At 36.6% G+C, this 25,415-nt stretch carries 7 protein-coding genes; all 7 read right to left on the bottom strand.

The features are described 5' to 3' along the window. Positions 1-118: 118 nt before the first annotated feature. Positions 119-4,531, bottom strand: coding sequence for a T9SS type A sorting domain-containing protein (locus QWY90_RS03610; RefSeq protein WP_290284485.1), 4,413 nt, complete (start codon positions 4,529-4,531; stop codon positions 119-121). Between the two features lie 432 nt (positions 4,532-4,963). Next, complete coding sequence (locus QWY90_RS03605) at positions 4,964-11,509, bottom strand: FIDD domain-containing protein (RefSeq protein ID WP_290284483.1); 6,546 nt, start codon at positions 11,507-11,509, stop codon at positions 4,964-4,966. Between the two features lie 95 nt (positions 11,510-11,604). Continuing rightward, on the bottom strand, positions 11,605-13,473 hold the full coding sequence (locus QWY90_RS03600; protein WP_290284482.1) for an OmpA family protein: 1,869 nt from the start codon (positions 13,471-13,473) through the stop codon (positions 11,605-11,607). 11 nt (positions 13,474-13,484) lie between these two features. After that, complete coding sequence (locus QWY90_RS03595; protein ID WP_290284481.1) at positions 13,485-14,420, bottom strand: PorP/SprF family type IX secretion system membrane protein; 936 nt, start codon at positions 14,418-14,420, stop codon at positions 13,485-13,487. A 43-nt stretch (positions 14,421-14,463) separates the two neighbouring features. Then, positions 14,464-22,347: a choice-of-anchor J domain-containing protein gene (locus tag QWY90_RS03590; protein ID WP_290284480.1), complete on the bottom strand. Its 7,884-nt coding sequence runs from the start codon at positions 22,345-22,347 to the stop codon at positions 14,464-14,466. A gap of 231 nt (positions 22,348-22,578) precedes the next feature. After that, positions 22,579-23,739, bottom strand: coding sequence for a tetratricopeptide repeat protein (locus QWY90_RS03585; protein WP_290284479.1), 1,161 nt, complete (start codon positions 23,737-23,739; stop codon positions 22,579-22,581). Then, a complete protein-coding gene (locus QWY90_RS03580) occupies positions 23,736-25,325 on the bottom strand; it encodes a helix-turn-helix domain-containing protein (RefSeq protein ID WP_290284478.1) in 1,590 nt (529 codons plus the stop codon). Before QWY90_RS03580 ends, QWY90_RS03585 begins: the two co-directional genes overlap by 4 nt. Positions 25,326-25,415: the final 90 nt, after the last annotated feature.

Below are 25,415 nucleotides of genomic sequence, written 5' to 3'. Positions count from 1 at the left end.
AAAAAGCAAACTAAATAAATAGCTTGCTTTTTTGTTTGGATGGTTGTAATTCCCAACTTATTATAAATAAAAAAACGGCTACAAATTGCAACCGTTTTTTATTCAAACTATTTTATTGTTATCTTTTTATAACATGAAGTGCTTTGGTTTTATTGTCTTGCGTTACAACTACATTATAAACTCCGGAAGGATAACCGCTACCTATTTCCATTTGAGATATTTTGTCAAAACTACTCACTTTATGCTCTAGTAATCTACCAAGCATATCATACACTTTAACATCAACATCAGCAGTAATATTTGTTTGAATTGCCAATTTAAATGTATCTCCAAATGGATTTGGATAAGCAACAACATTTGCTAATGATTCTGCAACAGAAGGATTCCCTAAACCACATTCTAGGGCAGTTTGCACAGTTGCTGTAACCGCTACTCTTGCTGAAGAACATACCTCAGTAATATCCCAATCAAAGAAGAAGTAATAGCTGTAAGTATCAACATAACCGCTATCGATACCACCAACTATTGACACCGAACCATTAGTAACTGGGAATGGACTTGGAAACGGACTCAAATAAGCTAAAGCGTTATCATAGGTTATACCATCAATAACTTCAAGTGAATAATTATTTCCAGCTGCTAATGTATAATTAAGTGTAACTGTTTGCGCAGTGGTAGTTGGTGAATAATCAGAAAAAGTGTCTGGTGTGAAAGTTACATCAACAGTTCCTGGTACTTGAACGCCATTTTGCAATACTCTAACTGTGATAGGTAATGGTCCTGTTCCTCCCGGATTTTGTTGTGGATAAACTTTAACCGAATTCAGAACAATTGAATTAGATAAATTAAATACCAACCCTTTATTAGTTCCTCCTGTTCCATAGCCATCGTTAGTGTAGATTAGGCCTGCAGTACCACTCGCAGTAGTTTCTGTTCCTGCATAGAAAGTGGTTGTGGCTGTAATTACTGGTGTTGTAAATGAATTTCCAGTACCTAATGTTGTACCACCAGTTTGTGCGTCATACCATTTAACATCACCCGATGAGGACGTTGCTAACAAAGTAGCCGTATCAGTTGGTTGACAAATTGTTGCTGGAGTTGTAGCAATTATGGTATTGTTTAAAGTAATTTGGATTGGCGTTGAAGCCACTGTTGTTGTACTAAAAGAACAAGTTACATTACAACGATAGTACGTGTTTTCTAAAGGTGCAACAGAACTAGTTGGAGAAACAGCACCAGTTATATCAGCATAGCTCGATCCATTTGTTGAACTTTGCCATTGATAACTTATACCTTCACCAATGATTACGTTTTCCAAACTTAAAGTAACCGATTTTCCTCCGCAAATAGCAGTTTCAGAAGCCACAGTATTACCCGGAGTTACAGCCGAACATTCTGCTTGCCTTGCTGTAGAAAAGAACCCTTTAAAACTGGAAAACGGTAACGGAGCACTTGTAGAAGTTAAGGTATTAGGAGTGCCTGTGGTATAGGTTGCTGTTATTCCAAAATCATTATCATAAACTCCGGCAGCAGTTGGCGCCTGCACAATAATATAACTGTCATCAACTACAGCATCAACAGCAACTTTAATATTAAAATCTATAACCGTTCCTGCTGTTTTAGAAACTTCCCATCTGTTTTGATTCAAATGAGCAATATTGGCTGATGGTGTACCCGCATTTGTTTCAAAAGCCTCAGCTCTTATGTTGGCACCCGGGCTTCCAAAACCTCCTGTTGGAGTAGTAATGGCAACCCAAATCGGAGCATACGATGATTTTCCAACCGGGAAAAAGAATTTATCTATAAAACCCGAACCATTTGTAAGATCAATTGCATTTTGACCACCACCAATATCTTTGGCAAATGGACCATCGACATAACAATTGGCTCCGAAATTTCCGGTAACAGAGGATGTATAAGACATGGCAGGAGCACCAACTTTCAATAAACTCGTAGCTGATGTATGAATAATTCCATCCGTCATTACTAATCCACTAACTACATTAAAAGGAACCGTAAATGTTACTCCAGCCGTACTCGTGTTATTCACTTTTAATTGACTTACTGAACCCGTATTTGCAGCCGTATTAAGTGCTACATCAGTTTGTGCATTAAAGGTTCCGGTACCTGATATTGTTTGTGAGTTGGATGTTGCAGTATAAGAACCATCTATATAATTTCCAAAAAACGTTGTATTATACATGTTTAATTCGCCATTGTTAACAACGTTTCCTCCATAATAAGTATCAACTCCTGCCCCTTTTACTTTTCCATGTGTAATGGTAAAATCATTTTGAACATTCATCACAACTATACTGGAATTGGCGTTATTATTATCTAAATTAACAAATCTATTGGTCGCATCTAAAGCATCCACAATTAAATTATTCAAAGATAATGTTCCGTCTGCAGCTCTAAAATTACAATTATAACCATTGGTGGTTACCGTACTTTTCTGTGTTGATATTCCATCTCCTATTTGTAAAGTATGACCGGAACCCACAGCATAATTAGTACTTGAATCATAAACAAATGCTGAAACCGAATTACCTACATTATAAAATGACACCGTTAAGGGTAAACTCAATCCTGTAGCAGGTAAACTAGGACTTGTATCTATAGAACCATCAAAATTTATACTAGTTATTGTTGTACCAGCCGGAATACCACTACCAACGATAACTTGACCAATGGCCAAATCATCTATTGAATCTAAATAGGTGTCCGTTGGGTTCCAACAGAAAAAACCAGTACACGGAACTATACTTGTAATTGTATGACTTGTTACTAAACTAGCACTAACAACAGGTGGATCAACTATAGTTATTTTTCCTCCGGTCAAATTCAAAGAAGCGTTCCCAATTTTGAATAACGTTTGGTCAATACTCGTAGCCGCATCTCCGTTATTATTTCCGTCTACAATAATATCGCCACCAATTTGGTTAAAGGTGCTTCCATTGGCATGGGAAACATTACCGTTAACAATAAGCGAACCTGCATTAATAGTAAAAGTCCCTTTGTTAGAAAAACTAGCGTTGTTATTTGTACAACCAACTGTCAAACTAGAAGAGTCGTTAATTAAAGTTGCTCCAGCATTAATATTTACCCCAGCAACAGAGCTAACAGAATTCACAGTTACTGTATGCCCTGTAAGTAATGTTACCGTATCAGAACAAGACGGAACTGAATTACTACTCCATGTTGAAGCAGCATTCCAATTACCCGATTGAACCGAAGTCACAGGCGTGTCTAAAGTTGCATTATATCCAACAAGGAAAGCATTACTTAAATCAGTATCGGAAAGTCCAATTCTTTGAGCAAAAGGTGTAGTGGTTCCCGTTTGATGAACTCCAACCGTAGTGCCATCTGCCTTAATAATTCTTGAATTTCCATTTTTGATTAAATAAGCTTCCTCTGCTGAAAAAGCTACAGAATGATTTCCTAGTGGAAATACATAAGTTGCATCTTTATCAATAGACCAAGCGCCTTCATATATATCTGTTACGGTATAGGTTCCGTCTACAATTGAGAACCCATTAGAAACAGCCGAAGCATCAAAATAACTTACTGAAAGTTCTCCCGATACTGCCGAATTAGTCGTGTCATTAGGTCTTGTGATAAATGCAGATCTACTCTTACCATCAGCACTAATGAAAGGAAATAATGCATTGTTATTGCTGTAATCAGAACCCGGCGATAAAGGAGCAAAAGTATCATAAGCGCCGTACCATCTCCCAATTGTTCCGCTCAAAAAACCATTACCGGCAGGGCAATTAATTGTGGCACTACCATAATTGCCTATAGTAATTTTGTTTGTACCTAAATCTATTTTGGCACTCGTAAGAGTTATTCCGCTTCTGATTTTAACATTGTCAAAACCCCAAACTATATTCGGAGTAGCACTACTCGAGTTGTTAATAATCAACTGATTTATAACGCCTCCTGTATTACTATTATCTGTGCTATATATAGTTCCGCCAAAAGTACCCAAACCAGTTACCGTTTGTACTGCTGTTCCGTTTAAGTTCAAAACACCTTCCGGGTCATAACTTGAACCTTCTGACAAATCAATTCTACCGTTATTTGTAATATTACCGGCAACCGAAAGTTGAATGCCTTTGTTATAACCACCCCAAGTAGTAGTGTAAAAATAAATCCCTTTAAATAACCCTCCAAGAGTAACGGTTAGATTTCCTGTTACAACAAATTCAATGGAAGCTTCTGTACTTTCTAAAGAACCATCAATAGTTACATTTCTGGCAGTTAATAAATCATTGAGAGTAACTACGTTCCCAGAACTAATTATAACATGATCATCAGATGTTGGTGCATTTGCCGTACCCCAAGTTGCAGGATCTGTGTAATCACCAGATTGAACAGAGGTAAAGGTAGTTTGCGATTGCATACTGGTCATCACGAATAACATCACAATAAACGAGAATCCTTTTAGAGACAATTCCCTGTTCTTTGTGTTATTTGTTAAAAGGCTACCATAACTTGAAAGATGTTTTAAAAAGTAGTTTAAAGACATAAGTAAAAGTGTTTGATTAATATTTCTGAAATATAATTATTTATATCCTATTATATTTTCATGTTCCTTTCAAAATGACAGAATTTAGAAAGTATTTTTTTTATAAAGAAGCAGAATACAGGTAATTCTTTACACCACTGCTCCCGCTATCCGCGCTACATGCCTGCCGGCAGGCAGGGTAGCTAGCTCCTATCGGGGCTATTGGGACTTATGTCTTCCTTTTCAGCACTAACAAATTTCATACGTACAAGCCAAACAGTTTGTACGCATGAATTGATTGATTGGTAAGCATGAATTGATTGGTTTGTACGTATGAATTGATTGACTCATACGTATGAATTAATTGATTACTGTTTATGCAGCTTCAAAGAGGTATTCAAGACATAAAAAAGCCCCGACTTATAATCGGGGCTTTATATTTAAAACTGAAGCTTACCGCTTCAAAGTAAAGTGCGCCTTAAACTGTTTAGCCGACAGATTCTCAATATAATCAACCGTAAACCAATAGTCATCCGATGGCATTAAATGACCATTAAATGTTCCATCCCAACCTAGTCCGGTTGAACTGATTTGTTTCAACAGTTTGCCATAACGGTCAAAGATGTAAATCCTAGCGTTAGGTTGTCCACCCAATCCAACAATATTCCAGGTATCGTGTATACCATCGCCATTTGGAGTGAAATAATGGGGGTAATCTATAATTTGCACATCATTGATGATAAGCTCTTCACAACTATAAGCCACACCACCTTCGGTATCCCAAACATGGATAATGTGTGTGCCTAAACTAACATTCTCAAACACATTACTCGCCTGTCTTGGTCCATCATCCAAACTGTACTCATACGTGCCATAACCATCGATTAACACGGTAATAATTTGAGAAGCACTAAAAGCATTAGTCACCGTATATCCTATAGTACCAACCGGTATAACAGCCTGCCCTGATTGTATCACCTGAAAGCTAGCCGAGGTTGTATCACAAGCTAATAGACTGTTACTCGTCACATGAACTGTGTAATCTCTTGTGGCTCCTGCTGCCGCTGCAGTGTCTACCATATACGTTGCTCCTGTTCCAATAACAGTAGTTGGAGCACCTGCCTCAAACCATTCAAAGGTATAATTACCAGGTATCGCCATTCCGCTATCTAATAGCAGTGGTCTATCCACTACATTCGTATTAAAGTCTACACAAATAGTATTCACTCCATTATCCGTATTGATTACCGGATTCGGGTAACGCTCAACTTTGATGTCTATCGTGGTTATAGCATAACATAAAGGAGTAATCAAATTACTGCTGTTCTCCACTTTCACCCAAATCGTATCGGTGTCCGCATCAGTTTCATACCCTTGGGCTTGTACCAGTGTTAAGGCATTGGTTCCGGCTATGGCATCGGCCTGAGTAGTATAATAACTCAGTATAAATACAGCCGGATTTTGTCCGTTTAGTATCGCGGTAGCGTATGTAGTTAAATCAATAAGTTCAACGCCGTCGTAAGGGTCAGCATAACTATCACACTGATTAAATAGTTGTGGTCCTGTAGCTGTCGCATACGCCTCTACTGCCAGTGGTAAGGTTCCGGTATTCACACAACCTGTAGCATTGTTAACTACTCTAATATAGATATTCTGTGCGTTTGGCGTTACATTGGTGTAGCTACTTGGTAGTGGAGTCTCTCCCGTATTGGTTAATGGATTAGCACCTGCTGCCGTTAGGTAATAGCTTATCGTAAAATCGGTTGGCGTTTGTGTTGCGCCTAATATCGCTGTTGCCAGTGCTGGGTTGGTTAAATCAAATACTGATATGCCATCGGCATTGTCATCACAGGCTCTGTAAGGAGCAAGGGGTTGTACCACCGTTGGCAATGGATTTACTGTTAATGGTTGTTCTACCAGTACGTAACAGTTATTACCCAGGTAGTCTACTCTATTGTTCTCTACTCTAATCCAAACGTTAGTACCCACTAATGCTGCTGTAGGGGTGAGTATTTCATTCTGTGGTACTGCCGCATCCGCTTGTGTAAGGAAATAATGTAATGTTACATTCGGGTCTCCGTTGGCAATATACGCTGCGTTGGTGGTCAAATCAAATAGCTCTAACATATCCCCCGGATTGGTATCATCACATTTAGGTGCCAAAGGTCTTGGATTAGTATTAGGTGTTGGGATTGGCAATACTCTAATATCCAAAGTGGTAATGCTTTTACAGCCTACCGTTGTGGTAACTACTACGCCTAAAGTTTGTACTGCTGGAGGAACATTAATATACGCCAAAGCGTTTGCAGCGGAGATAGCATTGGTATTATTTTGTGCATCCAGTAAACTTGGATAATATGTTACCGCATACCCTGTTCCCTGGTTGATTTGGGTGTCTCTAACTGTTAAATTAAACGCATGGTGCTGGTCATTTGGATTAGCATCATCATCACACAAACTAAGCGGTGCCGGTGTAGTGAGTAACAATGGCGTATTAATGGCTAATTGGAATGAACCGATATTGTAACAATGGGTCGTATTGTTTTCTACCCTAACCCATATTACATCTAAATTAGTACCAATATAGTTCGTAGCAGGGATAATCGGGAATGCTCCGCCTTGTGCTAATAATTGTGTGGTATAATAGGTAACGGTATAGTTGGTCGCAGCTAACGTTTGCTGTGCTAAAACAGCGGCTGTTTGTTGGGTTAAATCTATTGCCGTACGCGCATCCTGAGGATTGCTGTCCTGATCACATACGGTGATAGTGTTCAGGTTTATTGGTGCAATCGGACTTGGGTCGGCATTCAACTCTATTGGAAGAATGCTATAGCAACCTGTAGCATTATCCTGTGCCCGTACGAATAAAATTTGTACAAACGGGTCAATACTAAAGTAAGGCACTGCTGTATTGATAGGGTTGGCTCCTGAATTCGCATCGGGTAACGTCTCATGGATAGTCAGGGTATACGTGGCGATGCCGTTTAACAATCCCGGTAATAAACTCGCCAAATCAAAATTGGCATAACCATCCTGATCTTCATCACAAACAGTATAAGGCTGTGTTGGCGGAATTAGTGTTGGTAAGGGCTCTACCCGGATGTCCATTGTAGAGATAACATAACAACCTGTCAGTCGGTTTGTAACCCGAATCCCTAAAGTCTGAACATAAACCGGAACATTGGTATACTGCAAATTAATAATCACATTCGTATCATTCTGCGCATCCAATAAACTTGGATAAAACGTAACATCCATGCCTGTTTGTCCTAATAATATCGGAGCTATTTGCGAAGCTAAATCAAAAGTTTCAAATCCTGTTAAACCTGTGGTATCACACAATGAGTATTGTGGGTAGTTTGGCTGGGTAGCTTGTGGTAATGGGTTAACAATTAATTGCAACGGTACTATATCATAACAACCCGTAGCGATAATTTCTACACGAACATAAATCGTTTCGGTGTCAATAATACCATTGGTGTAACTCGTAGTGTTGGTAATATTACCTGTTCCCAATTCGGCTGCAGCCTGAGAAGTGTAAAATGTTACTGAATGGGTCAACGGATTCAATGAACCTAATACCTCCTGAATTCTTGTAGTCAAATCAAAAGTCTCATAGCCTACAGCTCCAGTGTAATCACACAACTCATAAGCATCCGGCTCGGTGGCTACCGGAGTGGGATCAACGATTAATTGAAGCTGGACATAATTAGCACATCCTGTCAAAGTATAGAATACACGAACATAAATAGTTTGAGTATTTATAAAAATATTTGGATAAGGACTTGGCTTTGGATTGGCTCCCAGTAGCGCATCTGTTGGGGTTTCGTGGAAGGTGACTGAAACGCCAAGCGGTAGCGGTGCCCCTGGTGGTGTTCCTGTTATTTCATTACTAGTACTGTCTAAATCAAATACGCCATAGCCATCATTGTTTGGGTCACAATAGTGCAATGGTAATGGAGTTATTGCCACTGGTCCTTGGGTTACGCGCAAGAGTTGTGTTGTAGTGGAATAACAGCCTGTGAGGCTATTCTCTACTCGGATGTACACTACTTCGTTATCTGTCCCAATGTAAGTAGATGGGGAACCAATTGAAGGCGAACCTGCTTGTGCCGCTGACAAGGTGTTGTAATAGGTAACGATTAACCCAGTAACTCCATTGGTAACGGTGCCTTCATTGATAGTTAAATCAAACTCAGCTGTAGGTGAAGAACCGTTGCTGCATTCGAATAATGTAGGAGCTACTGTAACTGATGGTAATGGATTGACAGTAACAATAGCTGAATCCGTTAAAGACTGACTACAAACTAGTATTCCGGGAGAAGTAACATCTACTAATGAATAAATACTGCTTGAAGTCAAAGTAGGCGTTGTTATTGTTGCCACACCAGTTCCGTCTAAAACTATAGTTTGATTAACACCACTATCAACAGTATAAGTCACTACTGCATTTGGTGTTCCGTTAAAAGTAATAACAGTTGTAGAACCTGAACAAATTGTTGTTGTACCAGAAATGAAAACTGTTGGCAATGCACTAACAGAAACAACTGCAGAACCTGAAGAAGAGGAACTACAGCTAATACTACTAGAACTACTAATAGTTGTATTAATACTTGTAAATGCTAAGTTATAGATACTATTTACCGTTAAAACTGGAGTAGATAAGGAGGATATTCCGGTGCCATCTAAAAAAGCAACCTGATTGGGACCGCCGTCAACTGTATAAAATACTGTCGCATTTGGTGTTCCTGTAAAAGTAATTACCGCAGTATTGCCTGAGCAGATACTTGTTGACCCTGCTATAGTTGCCGTTGGGAGTGGAATTACCCTTACCAAGCCAGAAGTAGTTAAAGTTCTCGAACAAAACGGGCTAACAGAAGTAGTTACACTAATTAAATTATAAGTGAGGTTTGTCGTTAAAACTGGTGTTGTCAAAAGTGCTTCACCTGTAGCATCTAAAGCTATCGTTTGATTCGCCCCGCCATTAACATTGTACGTAATAGTTGCGTTTGGAGTTCCGTTAAAAATAACAACAGCTGTACTTCCCGCACATTTAGTTACTAATCCCGATACTGCAGCTATAGGTATAGCTGTTACATTGACAATAGCTGAGCCTAATAAAGATTGATTGCAAGCCGGAGTTCCGGTGGACGTTGCGCTAATTAAATCATAAGTAGTAGTAACTGTTAATGGTGGAGTTGTGAATGATGCCACTCCGGTTCCATCTAAAAGTATAGTTTGAACAGAACCACCATTAATGGTATAAGTAACCGTTGCATTTGGAGTACCATTAAAAGTAATAACTGTTGCCGTTCCGGAACAAATTGTTGTAGCTCCCGAAATCGTAGCTGTTGGCGTAGTGCTTATTGTAATTATAGCTGAACCTGATTGTGATTGACCACATGAACCTATAGCCACACTTACCAATGCGTAAACAGTATTTAAAGTTAAATTTGTAGTATTCAGAGTTGCATTGCCTGAATTGTTTAGTAGTAGGGTTTGATTGGCACCGCCATTTATAGTGTAAGTAACAGTAGCGTTTGGTGTTCCATTGAAAGTAATAATAGTAGATGTTCCTGAACAAATTGTCGTTGTTCCGAATATACTAGCTGTTGGAATTGCACTTACTGTAACAGTTGCAGAACCTGTTTGAAGTTGACTACAAACTGGAGTTCCTGAAGAAAACACATTCACTAAATTATAAATACTGTTGGCAGTCAATAAAGGTGTTGTTACTGTTGCAATGCCGGAGCTATTTAAAACAATGGTCTGATTTGGTCCACTATCAACGGTATAAGTCACTACTGCATTTGGTGTTCCGGTGAAAGTTATTACAGTTGAATTTCCTGAACAAATGCTGGTAGTACCCGAGATTGTAACAACCGGCAACTGATTGACCGTCACTGAAACTGACTGATTTAAGACTTGGGAACATACTGTATTTCCTGAAGTATCGACTATTCTGACATTTGTCAAAGTATAAGTTCTGTTAAGCGTTGGTGATTCTGTTATGGAAAAAATTCCTGCAGCATTTAAAATAGCTGATTGAATTGGACCACTATCGACAGTATAATTAATAGTTGAATTTGGAGTTCCGGTAAAAGTGACTGTAATAGAATCTCCTTCACAAATGGACGCGTTAGAAATACTTACCGATGCATTTGGCACTAAATTTACCACCAAATCAAAATTGGTTAAGGTAAAGCAACCCGTGATATTATCGGTAACCCTAACATAGACAGTTTCCGGATTAGAGATATTAGCATAGATGTTCGGCAATGAATTAACATTATCACTGGCATCGGCTATAGAATTGTGAAACGTTATTGTATTGTTTGTTGTATCTGCATTTATCAAAGGTCGCTCTGCATTAAGATCGAATATTCCAATGTTTGGGGTATTGCTACAAGTCAATACATCTGGTATTGTGTTTGCAGTAGGAGGTGTTGGAAAAGCTCCTGTTCCTGCATTCGCAGTTCCTGTCCATTGTATTTGAAATCCGCCATCTCCAGAAGGTCTGTCAATAGCAATATAGTAGGATTGACCCGGAGATACAGTTAACCATCTCACATAACCGTTACCATCTGATCCCGGACCGGTTTGTGTGAGCAAAGAAGATCCATTCATTCCTGTAAAGTTATTGGACATTCCTGCCTCTAAAGGGTTTGTAGTAGCACAACGTATTGGGCTACCTAAAGCACCACAAACAGCATTAGGCCCAAACACCCAAAAATCATAATCTACAACTACACTTGGATCATCTGGAATCAAGTTGAAACCTAAAGTTCCGCCTTGAGCGATATGTATTTCGAGCCAAAGTGAATTATTCTCAAATCCTCCACAAGAATTGATTTCATCATCATTTCCTCCTCCACTTGCATTGGAATAAAAAGCTCCATTTCCACATATCGTCAATGCATTAACACAATCATTAGGTTGTTGTGCGATAACTACATTTAAAAAGAATAACAGAAAAAATAAACTTAAAACATTCTTCATTTAATCATCTTATTTATTATGCATAATAGCTAATCTCAATAGTATTCGAGATTAGCTATGCTTGTAATCATTACTTAATTTAAGTAACTAATTTATCATTTAACAATCAAAAACTCTGAACGCCTGTTTTGTGCATCCTGCTCCTGAGTACAATTGGTTCCACATTTTATTTTTTGTTCTGTACTTCCAAATCCTTTGCCTGAGATTCTGGCTTTAGAAATTCCTTTAGAAATTAGATATTGAACTGTTGATTGCGCTCTCTTTTCGGACAAATTCAAATTATATACTGCGCCACCTTTTGAATCTGTATGCGATTTCACAAAAATAATCATTAAAGGATTATCATTCATTACTTTGACTAACTTATCCAATTCAACGGACCCTTGAGCCGTGATATTGCTTTTATCATATTCAAAATAAATCGAATTTAAAATCACTTCCGAATCGGTGATGATAACTTCTGTCGGAATCAAAGCAACCTCAACTTTAGTTTCTCCTGCTTTTGATGGTTTTACAGCTGCTGTGGCATTTTCAAAATTTTGTGCCGAAACTTTCAATCCATAACCTACATTACATTCAACATCATAACTCACTTTTCCTTCTGCATTAGTTTGTTTGGTTTCGATAATATTTCCTTTTTCATCAGATATAGCTACCGAAACATTAGATAAAACGGTGCTTGTTTTACTATTAGTTACTACGATTACTGCTTTTGCTTTGCAAACTGGTGTAGCCAAATAGATGTCATCTGAACCATTTCGATTTGAAGAAAAATAACCAATATTAGCCTTTTTATTAAAGCTAAATGAGAAATCATCTTTTTCAGTATTAACCGGTTTCCCTATATTTTGCGGTTGCTCAGCATTATTCAAATTGATTTTATAGACATCAAAACCTCCTAAACCTTGATGACCAACGGAAGCAAAATACAATACATTCTCATCCGTTATAAAAGGAAAATTTTCTCTATCAACTGTATTAATAATGGAACCTAAATTTTGAGGTTTCCCATAACCGGTATCATCTACAGTAACTTTCCAAATATCTGATTCACCAAATCCTCCGGGCATATTTGAAGCAAAATATAATGTTTTTCCATCTTTACTCAAACTCGGATTGGTAACAGAATAACTGGTACTGTTGAATGGCAAAGCTTCTACTTGAGCCCATTTCCCATCAACTTTGGTTGCTTTGTAAAGTCCTTGTTGACCAATTTTAGTATTGCTTTTTTTATTTTTTACATATTGTCCCTCGCTGTGACCATCTCGGGCAAAAAACATGGTATTGCCATCACTACTCAAAGTTAACGGTCCATCATGAAAAGGTGTATTCAACTCTCTAACCGGAGAAGGTTCAGATAGTACGCCATTCGCATCTCTGGCAGACTGATAAATATCTAAATAAGGTTGGTCATTCCATTTGTCAGTTTTATTGGAATTGTTTCGAGTACTCACAAAATAAAGTGTATTATCATTGGTTAACAAAGGTCCAAAATCACTTTGATCTTTGCTGTTGATATTGGTTTCGGCAACATCAAATAACTTTGCATTATTAGTCAGACTCGGAATGTAATTTGGGTTTGCCAAATGTGCTAAAGCTCGTTCGTCTTTAGGAATCATTTTGGCAAACATGTCCATTTGTCTATTAGCTTCTTGATAATTGCCTAAAATTTTCAATATTTGAGCATAACGATAATAGGTTTCGGCATTTGCTTTCCCTTTTACTGCTTTGGCATACCATTTTGAAGCATTTTCAGTATCAAAAACATTGTAATAGCTTTCGGCTAATTGAGTATAAATATATTCATTTGCATTTTTACTTTCGGCCAATTTAAGGTATTCCTCAATGGCAGCAACATATTGATAGCTTTCGAAAAGTTTATCTGCTTTGCTCGTTGCACTATTTTGACCATAACCAATAGATATAAGCAGTAACAGGCTAATAGTGATATATATTTTTTTCATAATTGGTTTTTTTAGAAAAATCTTGGTGAAACAGAAACTTTTTTAGACAAATTTAAATCAAATAACAACATAAATTCATGAGATGATGGAGCGGTTCCTTTAATTTCAGAAATTACATGGTCATAAGCGTATCCAATTCGGATGGCTGGCGTTACCGCAAAATTAACCATTGCTCCAAATGAATCATCTTTTCTGTAGGTTGCTCCTATTTCATATTTTTCAAAGAATAAAAAGTTAGCTGAACAATCCAAAGAAGTTGGTGCACTAAATGCTGATTTTAGCATAAACGAAGGTTTGAATTTTGTGTTCGATGATAAATCAAATACATAACCACTGGTCAAAAAATAGTGTTCTGTTTCGCTTCCGAATTTTAATTCTTGTCCGTTTCTAGTAATATCAAGATGCTTGCTGTTTATCATATTCGGAACAGAAAAAGCTGCATAAAATTTATTGGTATAATAAAACAAACCACTACCGATGTTTAATTTTATATTATTCGAGTTTTCACTAAAGGCATTATCATTTGGTTGTTGTGTGTACCCATTTCCTATTTCACTAAATAATCCCACTTTTTGAAAAGTGGCTCCTGTTTTTAATCCAAATGCTAATTTACTTTCACTTCCCAAATTGATAGTATAAGAGAAGTCGGCGTAAACATTATTTTCTGCTACAGGACCAATTTTATCTGAAATGACAGATAAACCCAATCCAACATTTTTACCAACTGGACTATGTATGTTAAACGTTCCGGTTGTTGGCGCACCATCTAAACCAACCCATTGTTGTCTGTAAAGCAATCCACCGGATACACTTTCTTTTGAACCCGCATAAGCCGGATTCATTATATTCATATTATACATGTATTGGGTATAATGTGGGTCTTGCTGCGCAGCTACTTTTACAGTAATTAATAAAAATAGTATCAGAGCTATATTTCCATTTTTCATCAGGTTTGCTATTTTGTTTAGTAATTGATACCTATTCAATTTATTAATATTGTCTGTTTATATATACCCATCCTGTTTTTACAGCTTTGTCTGTAGTATGAATGCTATAGAAATAAGTACCATCTGGTAATTCACTTCCTCCATCGGTTTGTCCTTTCCATTGATTTGTATAGTTGCCGGAGAATGAATATACTTTGGTTCCATATCGATTAAAAATCAAAATCTCATTGACGCCATAACCCGTCAAATCAAAATCATCGTTAACTTGGTCGTTGTTTGGTGAAATTCCTCTCGGTATTATTAAACAAGGATTATCATCTAGTGTGAAGTTTTGCTGTGTCGTACAACCATTTAAACTAACTGACACTCCAAAAGTTAATGGCAGACTTAAAGATGGATTTTGAGTTAAATAGGCGTTAACATTCAAAGTTGCATTGGTTCCTACGATGTTACTGCCTTGAGTCCAAGTGTAACTTACCGTTTCTTCATTAAAGTTGGTATTTATTAAATGAAGAGTCAAATTACTATTTTGACAAAAATCTTCAATGGCGAAAGTAAAGTCAGGCGTAATCGTAATGTTAAAATTAGATGAACCACCAGCATTACACGCTGAAGCATCAGTGGCAATTGTATATGTAATGGTATAATTTCCCGCATTACTTTGGGCTATATTAATTTCACCCGTAGTTGGATTTATAATTAGACCAGCACCAGCATTAAATACACCACCACTGGTAAATCCTGTCAAAGTTATAGGGAAATCATTAGCAGCATTAGCACAATAGGTTGCTGCATAACTGAATCCTGTAACTGGAGTTATGTTTGTAACGATAACAAGAGTTGCCGTAAATGTTCCTCCAGTTGTACAAGTTGATGTATTTGAAAGTAATGTATAGGTAATTTGATGTGATCCAACGGAAGCTAACGATAAATCTACCGCACCCGTTGTTGGATTCACAGTTACTGTTGATGAACTAAATATACCTCCAATGGCAAAATTAGTTGTCAATACCGGAAGTGGATTTACACCAGCATTTCTACAGGTTTGCAAATAACTGAACGTAACATTTGGAGTCACTAATGGCGTTACTGTTACAATTGCGGAGCCTGTTATGATTTGACTACACGAAGCAGTTCCGGCGGATGTTACGCTTACTAAAGAATAGGTTGTACTTGATGTTAATGGTGAAGTTGTAATTGAAGCTAATCCAGCCCCATCTAAAACAATCGTTTGGTTTGACCCACTATTTACTGTGTAAATAACCGATGCATCTGGAGTTCCTATAAAAGAAATCGTAGCGGTTTGCCCTGAGCATATTGTTGATGTTCCGGAAATGGCAACTGTTGGTAATTCTTCCACAGTCACTATTGCTGAACCAGTTTGTGTCTGAGAACAAGCCACTAAATCACTACTTGAAACACTAACTAAATTATAAGTGAATACTCCGTCACTTAATGTAGGAACACAAATAGTAGCACTATTTCCTGTTGATGTTATAGTTTGATTTACACCATTATTATCTGTGTAAATAAAAGTATATGGAGCAACTCCATTCGCTCCTGTAAAAGTAATTGTCGTACAAGGAGCATTCAAACAAACTGTGGTTGTTCCCGAAATAGTTGCGGTCGGTAGAGCATTTACAGTTACAGCAATTTCAGTACGTGGACCTTCGCATCCATTACCATCAACTACGCTAACATAATAGCTTGTATTTCCTGCCGTTGCTGTTGCTGGTATCGGAGCAATTGTAGTTCCTGTTCCTCCAGTATACCACATTAAACTATTACCCGATGGAGCTGTTGCCGTTAAAGATGTTGCTGTTGCACCAATACAATACACAACTGGAGATGTTACTGTTGCTACAGCAGTTGTTCCTTGTTTAGTAATCGTTATCGATTTTTGACAATAACGAGTATTCCAATGGAAAATATAACTTCCTGGTGCAGTAAATCCAGAAACATTAGTTGCTCCGCTATTTGGATTAGCAATAGTTGTTGTGGCTGGATTTCCTGCCTCTGCAACCCATTGACCAACACCATTAGCATCAAAATTCATAGAAGTCGTTGCGCAGTCTAAAGTTGTATTAGGAGTAGCTATATTGATTTCAACATTAGCTTTGAAATTAGCTGCATCTAAAAGGTGTCCGATAGCATTTCCTTCTACTCGGAAAATAAAGCGTGTATTAGTTTGTCCTGTTGGTATCGTATAAGTTCCTTCAACTAACTGCCATGTTGTACTATTAGCTGTATGCTGAGCAACCACTGTAAATGGTCCGGATGGCGGTCCTGCAAAAAGTTTTAGTGTGGTTCCTGTAGTTGTTCTAGTTGCGCTGGCAAAACTATAATCCATTTTTGTGATTTCGGAAGTGTCAAAATCTTTGTATAATCCTTTAATATTTGGATCACTCGGATTCCAAACCTCTTCTCCATCCTGAACTAATTGAACATATTGTCCACCCGAATAGGGATCGCCACCTACTAAATTGGATGAATCGAGGAAGAACATAGTTCCCCAGTCAGTGTTCACTCTCCAGCCCGGAATTACCAATGCATCCAAGATAGTCGAGATACCTCCAACATCCTGCATAGGCAATTTCTCAAAACTATAATTAAAAGCATTTACTTCGCATAAATCATTTGGTGTAGTTATACAGATATGGAATTTTTTATCAGAAGGTATAGTACTGTTTAATTTCAATCTGATTTTATAGCTGTAACCTACTACCAACTCCGAAGAATACATTGTTGTCATCGAATTATTTTCACTACATCCTTTTTCTACCAGTGAACCATCCGTTTGGACTTCATACAATGACATTATGATTTTTGGCCATGGCCCTTCAAAAGAAGAATCATAATAACTTCCTGGCGTAAAATCACTTAATTCTATATAATGAATTTTGGAAGTTGCAATAAAATCATACCAAATATCTCCGCCATTAATTCCAGGACATGACGTTGGAACCGAAGAAGCTGTAGCACCAATAAAAGAAGCATCAATACCAGATGATTGGCAAACTTCCGCAGTGTTCACTTGCAAACGTACTGAAGTAGTTGGTTCATCATTTCTAACAAATACTTTTGGCCCTGACCAATAACTGTTATTTGAAGTACCACAAATAGCACGAACAAAATATTCATAAGTACCAGCGGTAGCATCTACAAAATCAGTTGTTATTGGTGTATATGATGCTGTATTTACAATATGCCCTGATTGTGGTAATGTTCCATTGCCTAGTGGTTGTATAAAGACTTCCCATTGTGTTTCTGTAGCACCAGGTGTCCAAGTCAATAAACCTTGATTGCTAACAGCTAAATTGGTTGGCTGCGGACATGTAATTGTACCACAACTTGCAAATCCAGTATAAATATTAGTGTTTACAGTTCCTAATCCTAATGGACTTGTCCAAATCACTGTATTAGATTCGTCTTTAATAGTTATTTGTGCTTCTGAGTATTGAACTCCGCTTCCAAGTCCATTCCAATACAAGTTAAATTCGACACCACTACATAAAAATATCGTATAATCAATAGTTGTTGGCTGACCAAAACCCGGAAATTCTAATGCTTGAACTTCAACTCCATTTTGTTTGACACTAACATTGTTGGTTACCTGTCCTGTATTTCCATTTGTTACCGATATTGTATATTGACAAACATTAGCAAAGTCACAACGGGTTGTAAATTCAAATGGACCAATCCATTCGCTTTGCGATGTACTGCTACATATTGCTCTTACATAATATTGATACTGAGTTGCAGGTGTTAATCCCGTTACCGTATAAGGATGAGCCGTTGTAGTATGAAGATAAGCTGGTAATGTTGCTCCAATTGGAGCTGGTGTTCCAAAAGGCTGAACCGAAATTTCCCATGAAGTTTCAGAACCAGTTGTTTCCCAATTAATATCGGCAGTAGTATCGACAATGTTATTCGTCGTTACATTGATTACCGATGGACATAACGGAATATCTTCCACAATTACATTATCAACAAAAAGGAATTGACTTCTGTAACCCCATGGATTTGGGAGGAATCGCGGAATGTAAAACCCGATATTAATGTTTGTTGCTGATGTAACTGATGTTAGGTTAATAACCATTTCTTTTACCTCTTCATTATTAATCACTTCATGGGTAAGTTCTACACTTTGCTCTCCTGTTAGGGTTAGTGTGGCAGCATTTGAAAGTGTAATTACTGTTCCTGTTATATTGGTAACTCTTGTCTGGTAAGGAAATGGGAAACCAGGCATATAGAGTACATCACCAACCCTAATGTCTTCTGCAGAAGCTACGGTTATAGTGTTTGACCCTTCTACTGTTCCAATTGCATTAGTAGTTGTAGTTAGACTATTTTGGTATAAAAGAGTCGAAAATTGATTTACAGTTGTTCCGTTTGTAGAAAGTTTTATTTTTAAATCTTCATGAAACTCACTATCGTAAACTTTATAATAAAAACGTAATCTTTGACCCGCATGAGCCGATAAGGTTGGTGTAATTAACCAATCGTCATTGTCACCATTCGACCCAGAGAATATAGAGGCCATTTGATTACCAAAAATAGGATTGACACTTTCATTAAGATCCCAATCATAGGCAATAGCATTTCCGTTAATAATTTTCCAACACGTTTCTGTAGTAGAGGTTGTATCAAATGTTTCAAGAAATGGGGTGGAGATTGGATTACATGTTGTTCTGAAAGTAAAAGGACCAACCCAGTTGCTATTTTCTGAAGTACAAACTGCTCTGACATAATATTCATAAGCTGTATCCGGCGTTAATCCTGTTGCATTGTATGTAGGTGTTGTATTGACAATTGTACCCGAACCTGCTGGAATTCCTGAACCTGCAGGCTGAACAACAATCTGCCATTGTGTTTCTGTATTACCTACAATCCAATTTAAGTCAGCTGATGTTGATGTAATAGATGTTAAACCTAAATGGGATGGATCAGGGCAAGCAGGCGCATCATCAATAGTTATATCATTAATCATAATTATTCCCGAATTGGAAGGATCAGTCATTGTTGGCGGCACTCTGAAAGCTACATAAACAGTTCCTGCTCCAGTAAATAATACCGAGTCTTCCTGAAAGGCAGTATTAGTAAAATCGTGTGACGGAATTAAAGTAGTGTAAGTACTAAAATCTGGAGTAGTTGATAATAAGATTTCCAAATTTCCTCTTGGGGATGGAGCAAAAATACCTATCGACACTCTATAGTTAAAACGTAGTCTTTTGTTACCAACGGCATTAACCGGCCCACTGATTAACCAATCATCAAATCCACCGAAAGGTGTAAAAAACGATGGTGCCTGAGAAATAGTAGCATCATTGGTATTAATAAACCATTCGGTAGTGTCCCCATTTTGATTGTTTTTGGACCAACAGAATTTCTTTGTGTTTGGATCAGCATCATCTAAACTTTCGTAATACGGAGTAGGTTGCGGATCACAAACTGTATTAACATTAATTGGTCCTGCCCAAGTACTTTGTTCGGTAGCACTGCAATAAGCTCGGATATAAATTTCATATCTTGTTGACGGCATTAATCCAGTCAAAGTATAAGGGTTTGTACTTACAAGAATACCGCTCGTTGTTGGTGTTCCAGTGCCTTGAGGTTGAGCTACTATTTGCCATTGTGTATTGTTGAAACCACTTATCCAAGATAATTCAAGCGACGTATTTGTTATAGAGCCAGCTGTAACAACAGGATAACTTGGCTCAGAACAGGCCGGCAAATCTTCAACATAAACATCATCTATATAAAACTGAATACCAGTTTGAGTAGCTCCGTTTGGCAATATCCAAGCAATATTAACATCGCCTATAATACCTGCCGGAAGAACAACAATCTTTTCAATAAAATCATAACCTGTAGTATAGGATGCCAGAGGAAGTACTGTTGTTGTAAAATCTTGCTCTCCAACCCCAGTTGTTGAAAGTTTAATTTCAAAAGATCCTGGACCAGGTGTTGGATTTGAAGCTGGACCCCAATTCCCATAAACCTGATACTTGAATCGCAATCTTTTTTGAGTGCCATCAAATTGCAATTTTGGTGACACTAATATATCATTGGTAAAGTTAGCTGCTTCTCCTGTACGTAATCTGGCACAAGGTTCTGATTCCCAATTTGGTCCAAAATTAAAACTTGAAGCATCATTATTTAAATTCAAAGCTGTCCAACATTCTCCTCCATGAGTAAATCCGGTATAATAAGGCAATGTAAAAACTGTACATTGAGTTGTAAAAGCCAAAGGGGCTGACCATTCTCCAGGTGTACTGCTACAAACAGAGCGCACATAAAAATTGTAGGCTGTGTTTGGTAAAAGTCCAGTTACTAAATTATTAAGATTTGTAAGTGTTGTTGTAAGTGTTTCCGAACCAGTTGGTGCTCCTAAATTTGCTGGTACAGCTACATATTGCCATTCGCTAACAAAATTGCCAATGTTATTCCATGAAAATTCAGCACCGTTTTGTGTTAGATGCTGATACGTAATTCCGGATGGTGCCGGGCAACTTGAACCGCTGACCGTTAAAGTAAAACAGATTCCCGCTCCCGGAGTATCATGTTGAAAAGGTGATGAAACTACAATTGTATAACTATGACCTGCCTGAACAAAAACATTAAAAATGGTACTTGGTGTATCCGAATCTGTTGTTGTTGCTCCCAAACATGCGGCTGATGTTCCTACACCCGCACAACTGTCATAAATAAATACCCCAGTTAAAGAGTTGTAACAATTTCCGGCACCTCCACTAACATTAATTGCCTGTGTGATATTAATCAATCCATCAGTTGTTGGTGTATAGTTGAAGAAAGCGTGATCGCCACTTAAATAATTTTGGGTTGTTCCGGGAGGCAAACAGCTGTTTCCCAAACTTGAGTATTCTGTGTAGGTCATAGTATCATTAAAGACACTTAAATTATTAGAATAAACAAAAGGTGTTATGGGAACCGTAGTGGGAATTACAATAGGGTTTGCACATGTCATTCCGACCAATGTTGTGGTTATAGAAAACGGTCCGGCCCATGTACTTGATGTAGTTCCGTCACAATTTGTTATAATATAAACATCGTAGGTCGTATTTGGAGTCAATCCGTTTGCTGTATATGTGGTTCCGGTAACTGGTGTTCCCGTTGGTCCATGTCCTGCACCGGCAGCAACTACTTCGATTCCAAAATTTGTAGCTGTTGGGTGTGCCCAGTTTATGACAACACTATTCGTTGATGATACTGAGGTAATTCCAGTAACTGGAGAACAACTTGAGATAACTCTTGCTCTATCTACAAACCAAGTATCTCCTATAGTTGCAGCAGTTCCTGTTTGATTGGTAACTGCTACAAAGGCAATATATACAGGGATTCCTGCAGGTATAGATGGTATTGGAACTACTTTTTCTTCATAAACAGTGGCAGAGGCATTGAGTTGCGCTTCTGTCCAAGATTGCAAAACAACATTAAAACTACTAATATCAGGTTGATTGGCTGTTGAAATTCTAATTTGATAGGTAGCTCCTCTATTTAAAAAACTTCCTTGTTTGGTAAAAAAACGAATCTCTCCATTGGATGGCGTAAGGAATTGAGGACTAATCAAATAATACTCAGCTGTAATTCCCTGAGTGTTATTTAGTGACGGATTTACAAGAGCTCCTCCACTTCCTAAATAACCACCATTTGGGGTTGCTATCCAGTTGTTTGCCGGTGCTGTTGCCAAATTACTGTTTACAGCCCATGTCCCCGGTATACCAGAGTCAAATGATTCTAAAGCAAGTTGACTGTAACCTAAATTGCTAACGAATAGAAGTAAAAGAAGATAAAAATGGGGAAGGATTATTTTGGTGCAAGCCCAATAATAATCAGTTTTTTTTTGAAAAATACCATTCTTAGTTTTGGACAATGTAGTTTTAAAAGAGAGATAATTTTTCTGCATTTTATTATTTATTTAGTTGGTAGTGTTGATTGATTTTATTAAAAATTAAATATAAATCAAATTTTTAACTTGTTGATTTTCAGTTTCAAATTACTTAATTATTGCTAATTATTATTTTATAAAACTAATTTACAAAAACAACCAACGAAGAGGAATGGTTTTACTTTTCAATTTACTGCATTTATAAAGTCTAAATGCGAAATTTGTAACGAATTTAAAAAAAAGAGTAGCTTATAACTCTTTAACTTTTTGGTTTTGCAAAAGGTAAATCTTGTCTTTTATTATTTTAATTTCATTTGTTTTTCTTTTGACAAGCACATAGAAAAACAAAACAATTAAGATTAAAATTAAGATTAAAATCAGTAATAAATAATAAAATTTATTAGACAATTCTATTTTTTTTGCTTTAAGTTCAGCTTCTTTTACGCCAAGAGATTCGCTTACTGATGTACGTTCAGTGTCTTTAATTAGCTTCTGTGTTTCTAAAAATTTTAATTGATAAATTTCAAATTGACTCCATTGACTCAGCGCCAAGTAATTCTCAGCTAATCCTCTATAAATCTCTTGGTTTAAAATCAAATCATTTACTCCTACAGAAAGAGATAAAGCTTTATTTAACGCCTCTAAAGCTTCCTTATAATTTCCTTCAAGAAATAAGACTTTTGCAGAACCTTTTAAGGCAAAAGCTTCGAGACTTTTAGCATTTATTTCTCTAGCAATTGTAGCTGCTTTTTTAAAATTCTCAAGAGCCAATTTATTATTCTTCATCAACAAATAACAATTCCCTTTGTTGTAGACAGCAATGCTAATCTTAGATGAAGAATTGGCGACATCTTTTACTTTCATTAGCTCAACAATACCTCTGTCTAAATAGGTTATAGCTATAGCACAGCTAAGTTTTTCTTTATAAATGAAACCTCGTACAAGATAATTTTTACCTAATTCTGTGTGAACAGAATCCTTGTATGGATATTCTGCAATTAGTTCTTCAGCCTGATCTAAATATTGAATCGCTTTGTCATAAACCTTTAACTGATGGTATTGGATTCCGGTTTTATTAATAATATTAATCTTAAGTAACTTATCCTTCGAGAGATTTAATAGTTGGGAAGATTTTATTAAATATTCCAATGATTTTTCATAATTTCTCTTAGCTGAGTAGCCATCTGAAATCAGTTTATACCCTTTTATTTTATAGTCAACATTATTTTCAGCTTGCTTTACAACTTTTTCTCCAATTTTGATTACGTTATCTGGGTTACTGTAGATTTCATTATTGGCAGTCTTAAGAATACTATCAAGCTTTTTATAGTTTTGAGCGTAAGCTGAATTGGTTGTTAAGAAGCCAATAACTACTACAAACAAACAATATTTGTTTTTGTTGCTACTCATAATTCTAAAAGATTATTTTCTTTCTCTTGATTCAACAGCTCAATAAATTTTACAGGCGATATGCCCGTAATAGTTTTAAAAACAGTGGCGAAACTGCTGTGAGATGAAAAGCCACAATTTTCAGCCAAATAACTAATTTTATAATTAATGTAATTAGGGTCAGTTTTTAACTTTTCGATGATATAATTGACCCGTAATTTATTTATGTAAGTATTAAAATTTACGTTGTAATGTGTATTTATAATTTCCGAAAGGTATTTTGTGTTTGAATCCAATTGACCCGCTAAAACGGCTAAAGAAATATCTTTATTGATAAACCGCTTTGAGTTTTCAAATCGTTTTAATTTACTTAATATCTGTTCTTCTGTCTCTTTTAATATGCTGTTTTTTTTGGGTTCGTTCTTTTTGTCTGAGATACTAAAACTATTTTTGAGATTACTTCTGGTAATTTCTATATAATTTATAACTTCAACTAACCTCCTTTTGCGCGCTATTATCTTTTGCCAGAAAAAAATAATTATCAATAGAACAAGTAAAAATACCCCGGAAACTACATATAGTATATTGATATATCTGACTTTATCAATGGTGTAATCATTTGCATATTCTTCTGAAATAAGGTTGTAACTTGTATTTATAGCTTCTTGTTCTTTTCCTTCTGCTTCGCTTTGTAGCTCAAAAAAATTAGAATTAATCCGTTTATAATTTGCCACATCATTTATAGCCAAGTAACTCTCGCTCTGCAATTGAAATAATTTTATTTGCGATGAAATATTACCCAGTTGCTCGGCATAACTCATCGCTTCATTTGATAATGATAATGCTTGTCTGTAATCTTTATTTAGAAAACAAATACTGGCTAAACCATGCAACACAGTAATCTTCGCATAAACATTTTCTTCATTTTGTTTATTAAGTTTGTTGAGTGTAAGTTCAAATTGCCTTTTTGCTTGATTTAAATCATGCTGTTCTAAATACAATTGTCCTAAGGCGATCCTATAATTTTGCACTATATCTCTGAAATCTTTGGCAATTTTATTTACTGAGGAATTTTGTTTTTCAAGTAGTTGTATTCCTTCATACCCATTTTTTCCTTTCAGAAAAAATCTACTTTTTTCAATGGCAATCAATACTTGCAAATAGGATTTCAACTTGTTATCCGAAATCGCTTTGAAACTTCCCTCAAGTTGTTCCAATATTTTCTTTGACTGTTTGTCAAGGCTTAAATCCCTTAAGAGCGCAATTTTTGCCACCTCTATATTTATAATTTGCTCTTCGGATAAATAGATTTTATAATTTTTCTCTTCATACAAAAAATTTAAAGCACTACTATAATCTCCTTTTGCTGTGTATGCCTGAGAAATTAAAAAATTAATTTGTGCTTTATCTGTATTTGAAGTGTTGGTTTTTCCCAACAAATATTGTGCAATTTTAAGTGCCTGATCTGGATTAGAATTGATTAATTTTTCGACATCGTCTGATAAATAGTATTTATTTAAAATAGCTTGCGCATTGATATTATTGCAGAAGAGTACCAATAATAGTAAGAGATGGAAATACTTGGTAATGTCAGCAAGATATTTCATGTTTTATAATTAATGCAGTAGATTTAGCATGTGAATTGAGCAAATATAGGGAATAATCGAAAACTTACATAATTTTTAAACGTCCTAAAA

It is taken from the genome of Flavobacterium paronense, assembly GCF_030409795.1.
Lineage (GTDB): Bacteria > Bacteroidota > Bacteroidia > Flavobacteriales > Flavobacteriaceae > Flavobacterium > Flavobacterium paronense.
Note: the sequence above shows the minus strand (reverse complement) of the source record. Positions and strands in the feature narration are given on the sequence as shown.

Coding starts and splice junctions, on each gene's coding strand:
- QWY90_RS03585 (WP_290284479.1), bottom strand. CDS start 23,739: ATGAGTAGCAACAAAAACAAATATTGTTTGTTTGTAGTAGTTATTGGC.
- QWY90_RS03590 (WP_290284480.1), bottom strand. CDS start 22,347: ATGCAGAAAAATTATCTCTCTTTTAAAACTACATTGTCCAAAACTAAG.
- QWY90_RS03580 (WP_290284478.1), bottom strand. CDS start 25,325: ATGAAATATCTTGCTGACATTACCAAGTATTTCCATCTCTTACTATTA.
- QWY90_RS03605 (WP_290284483.1), bottom strand. CDS start 11,509: ATGAAGAATGTTTTAAGTTTATTTTTTCTGTTATTCTTTTTAAATGTA.
- QWY90_RS03600 (WP_290284482.1), bottom strand. CDS start 13,473: ATGAAAAAAATATATATCACTATTAGCCTGTTACTGCTTATATCTATT.
- QWY90_RS03595 (WP_290284481.1), bottom strand. CDS start 14,420: ATGAAAAATGGAAATATAGCTCTGATACTATTTTTATTAATTACTGTA.
- QWY90_RS03610 (WP_290284485.1), bottom strand. CDS start 4,531: ATGTCTTTAAACTACTTTTTAAAACATCTTTCAAGTTATGGTAGCCTT.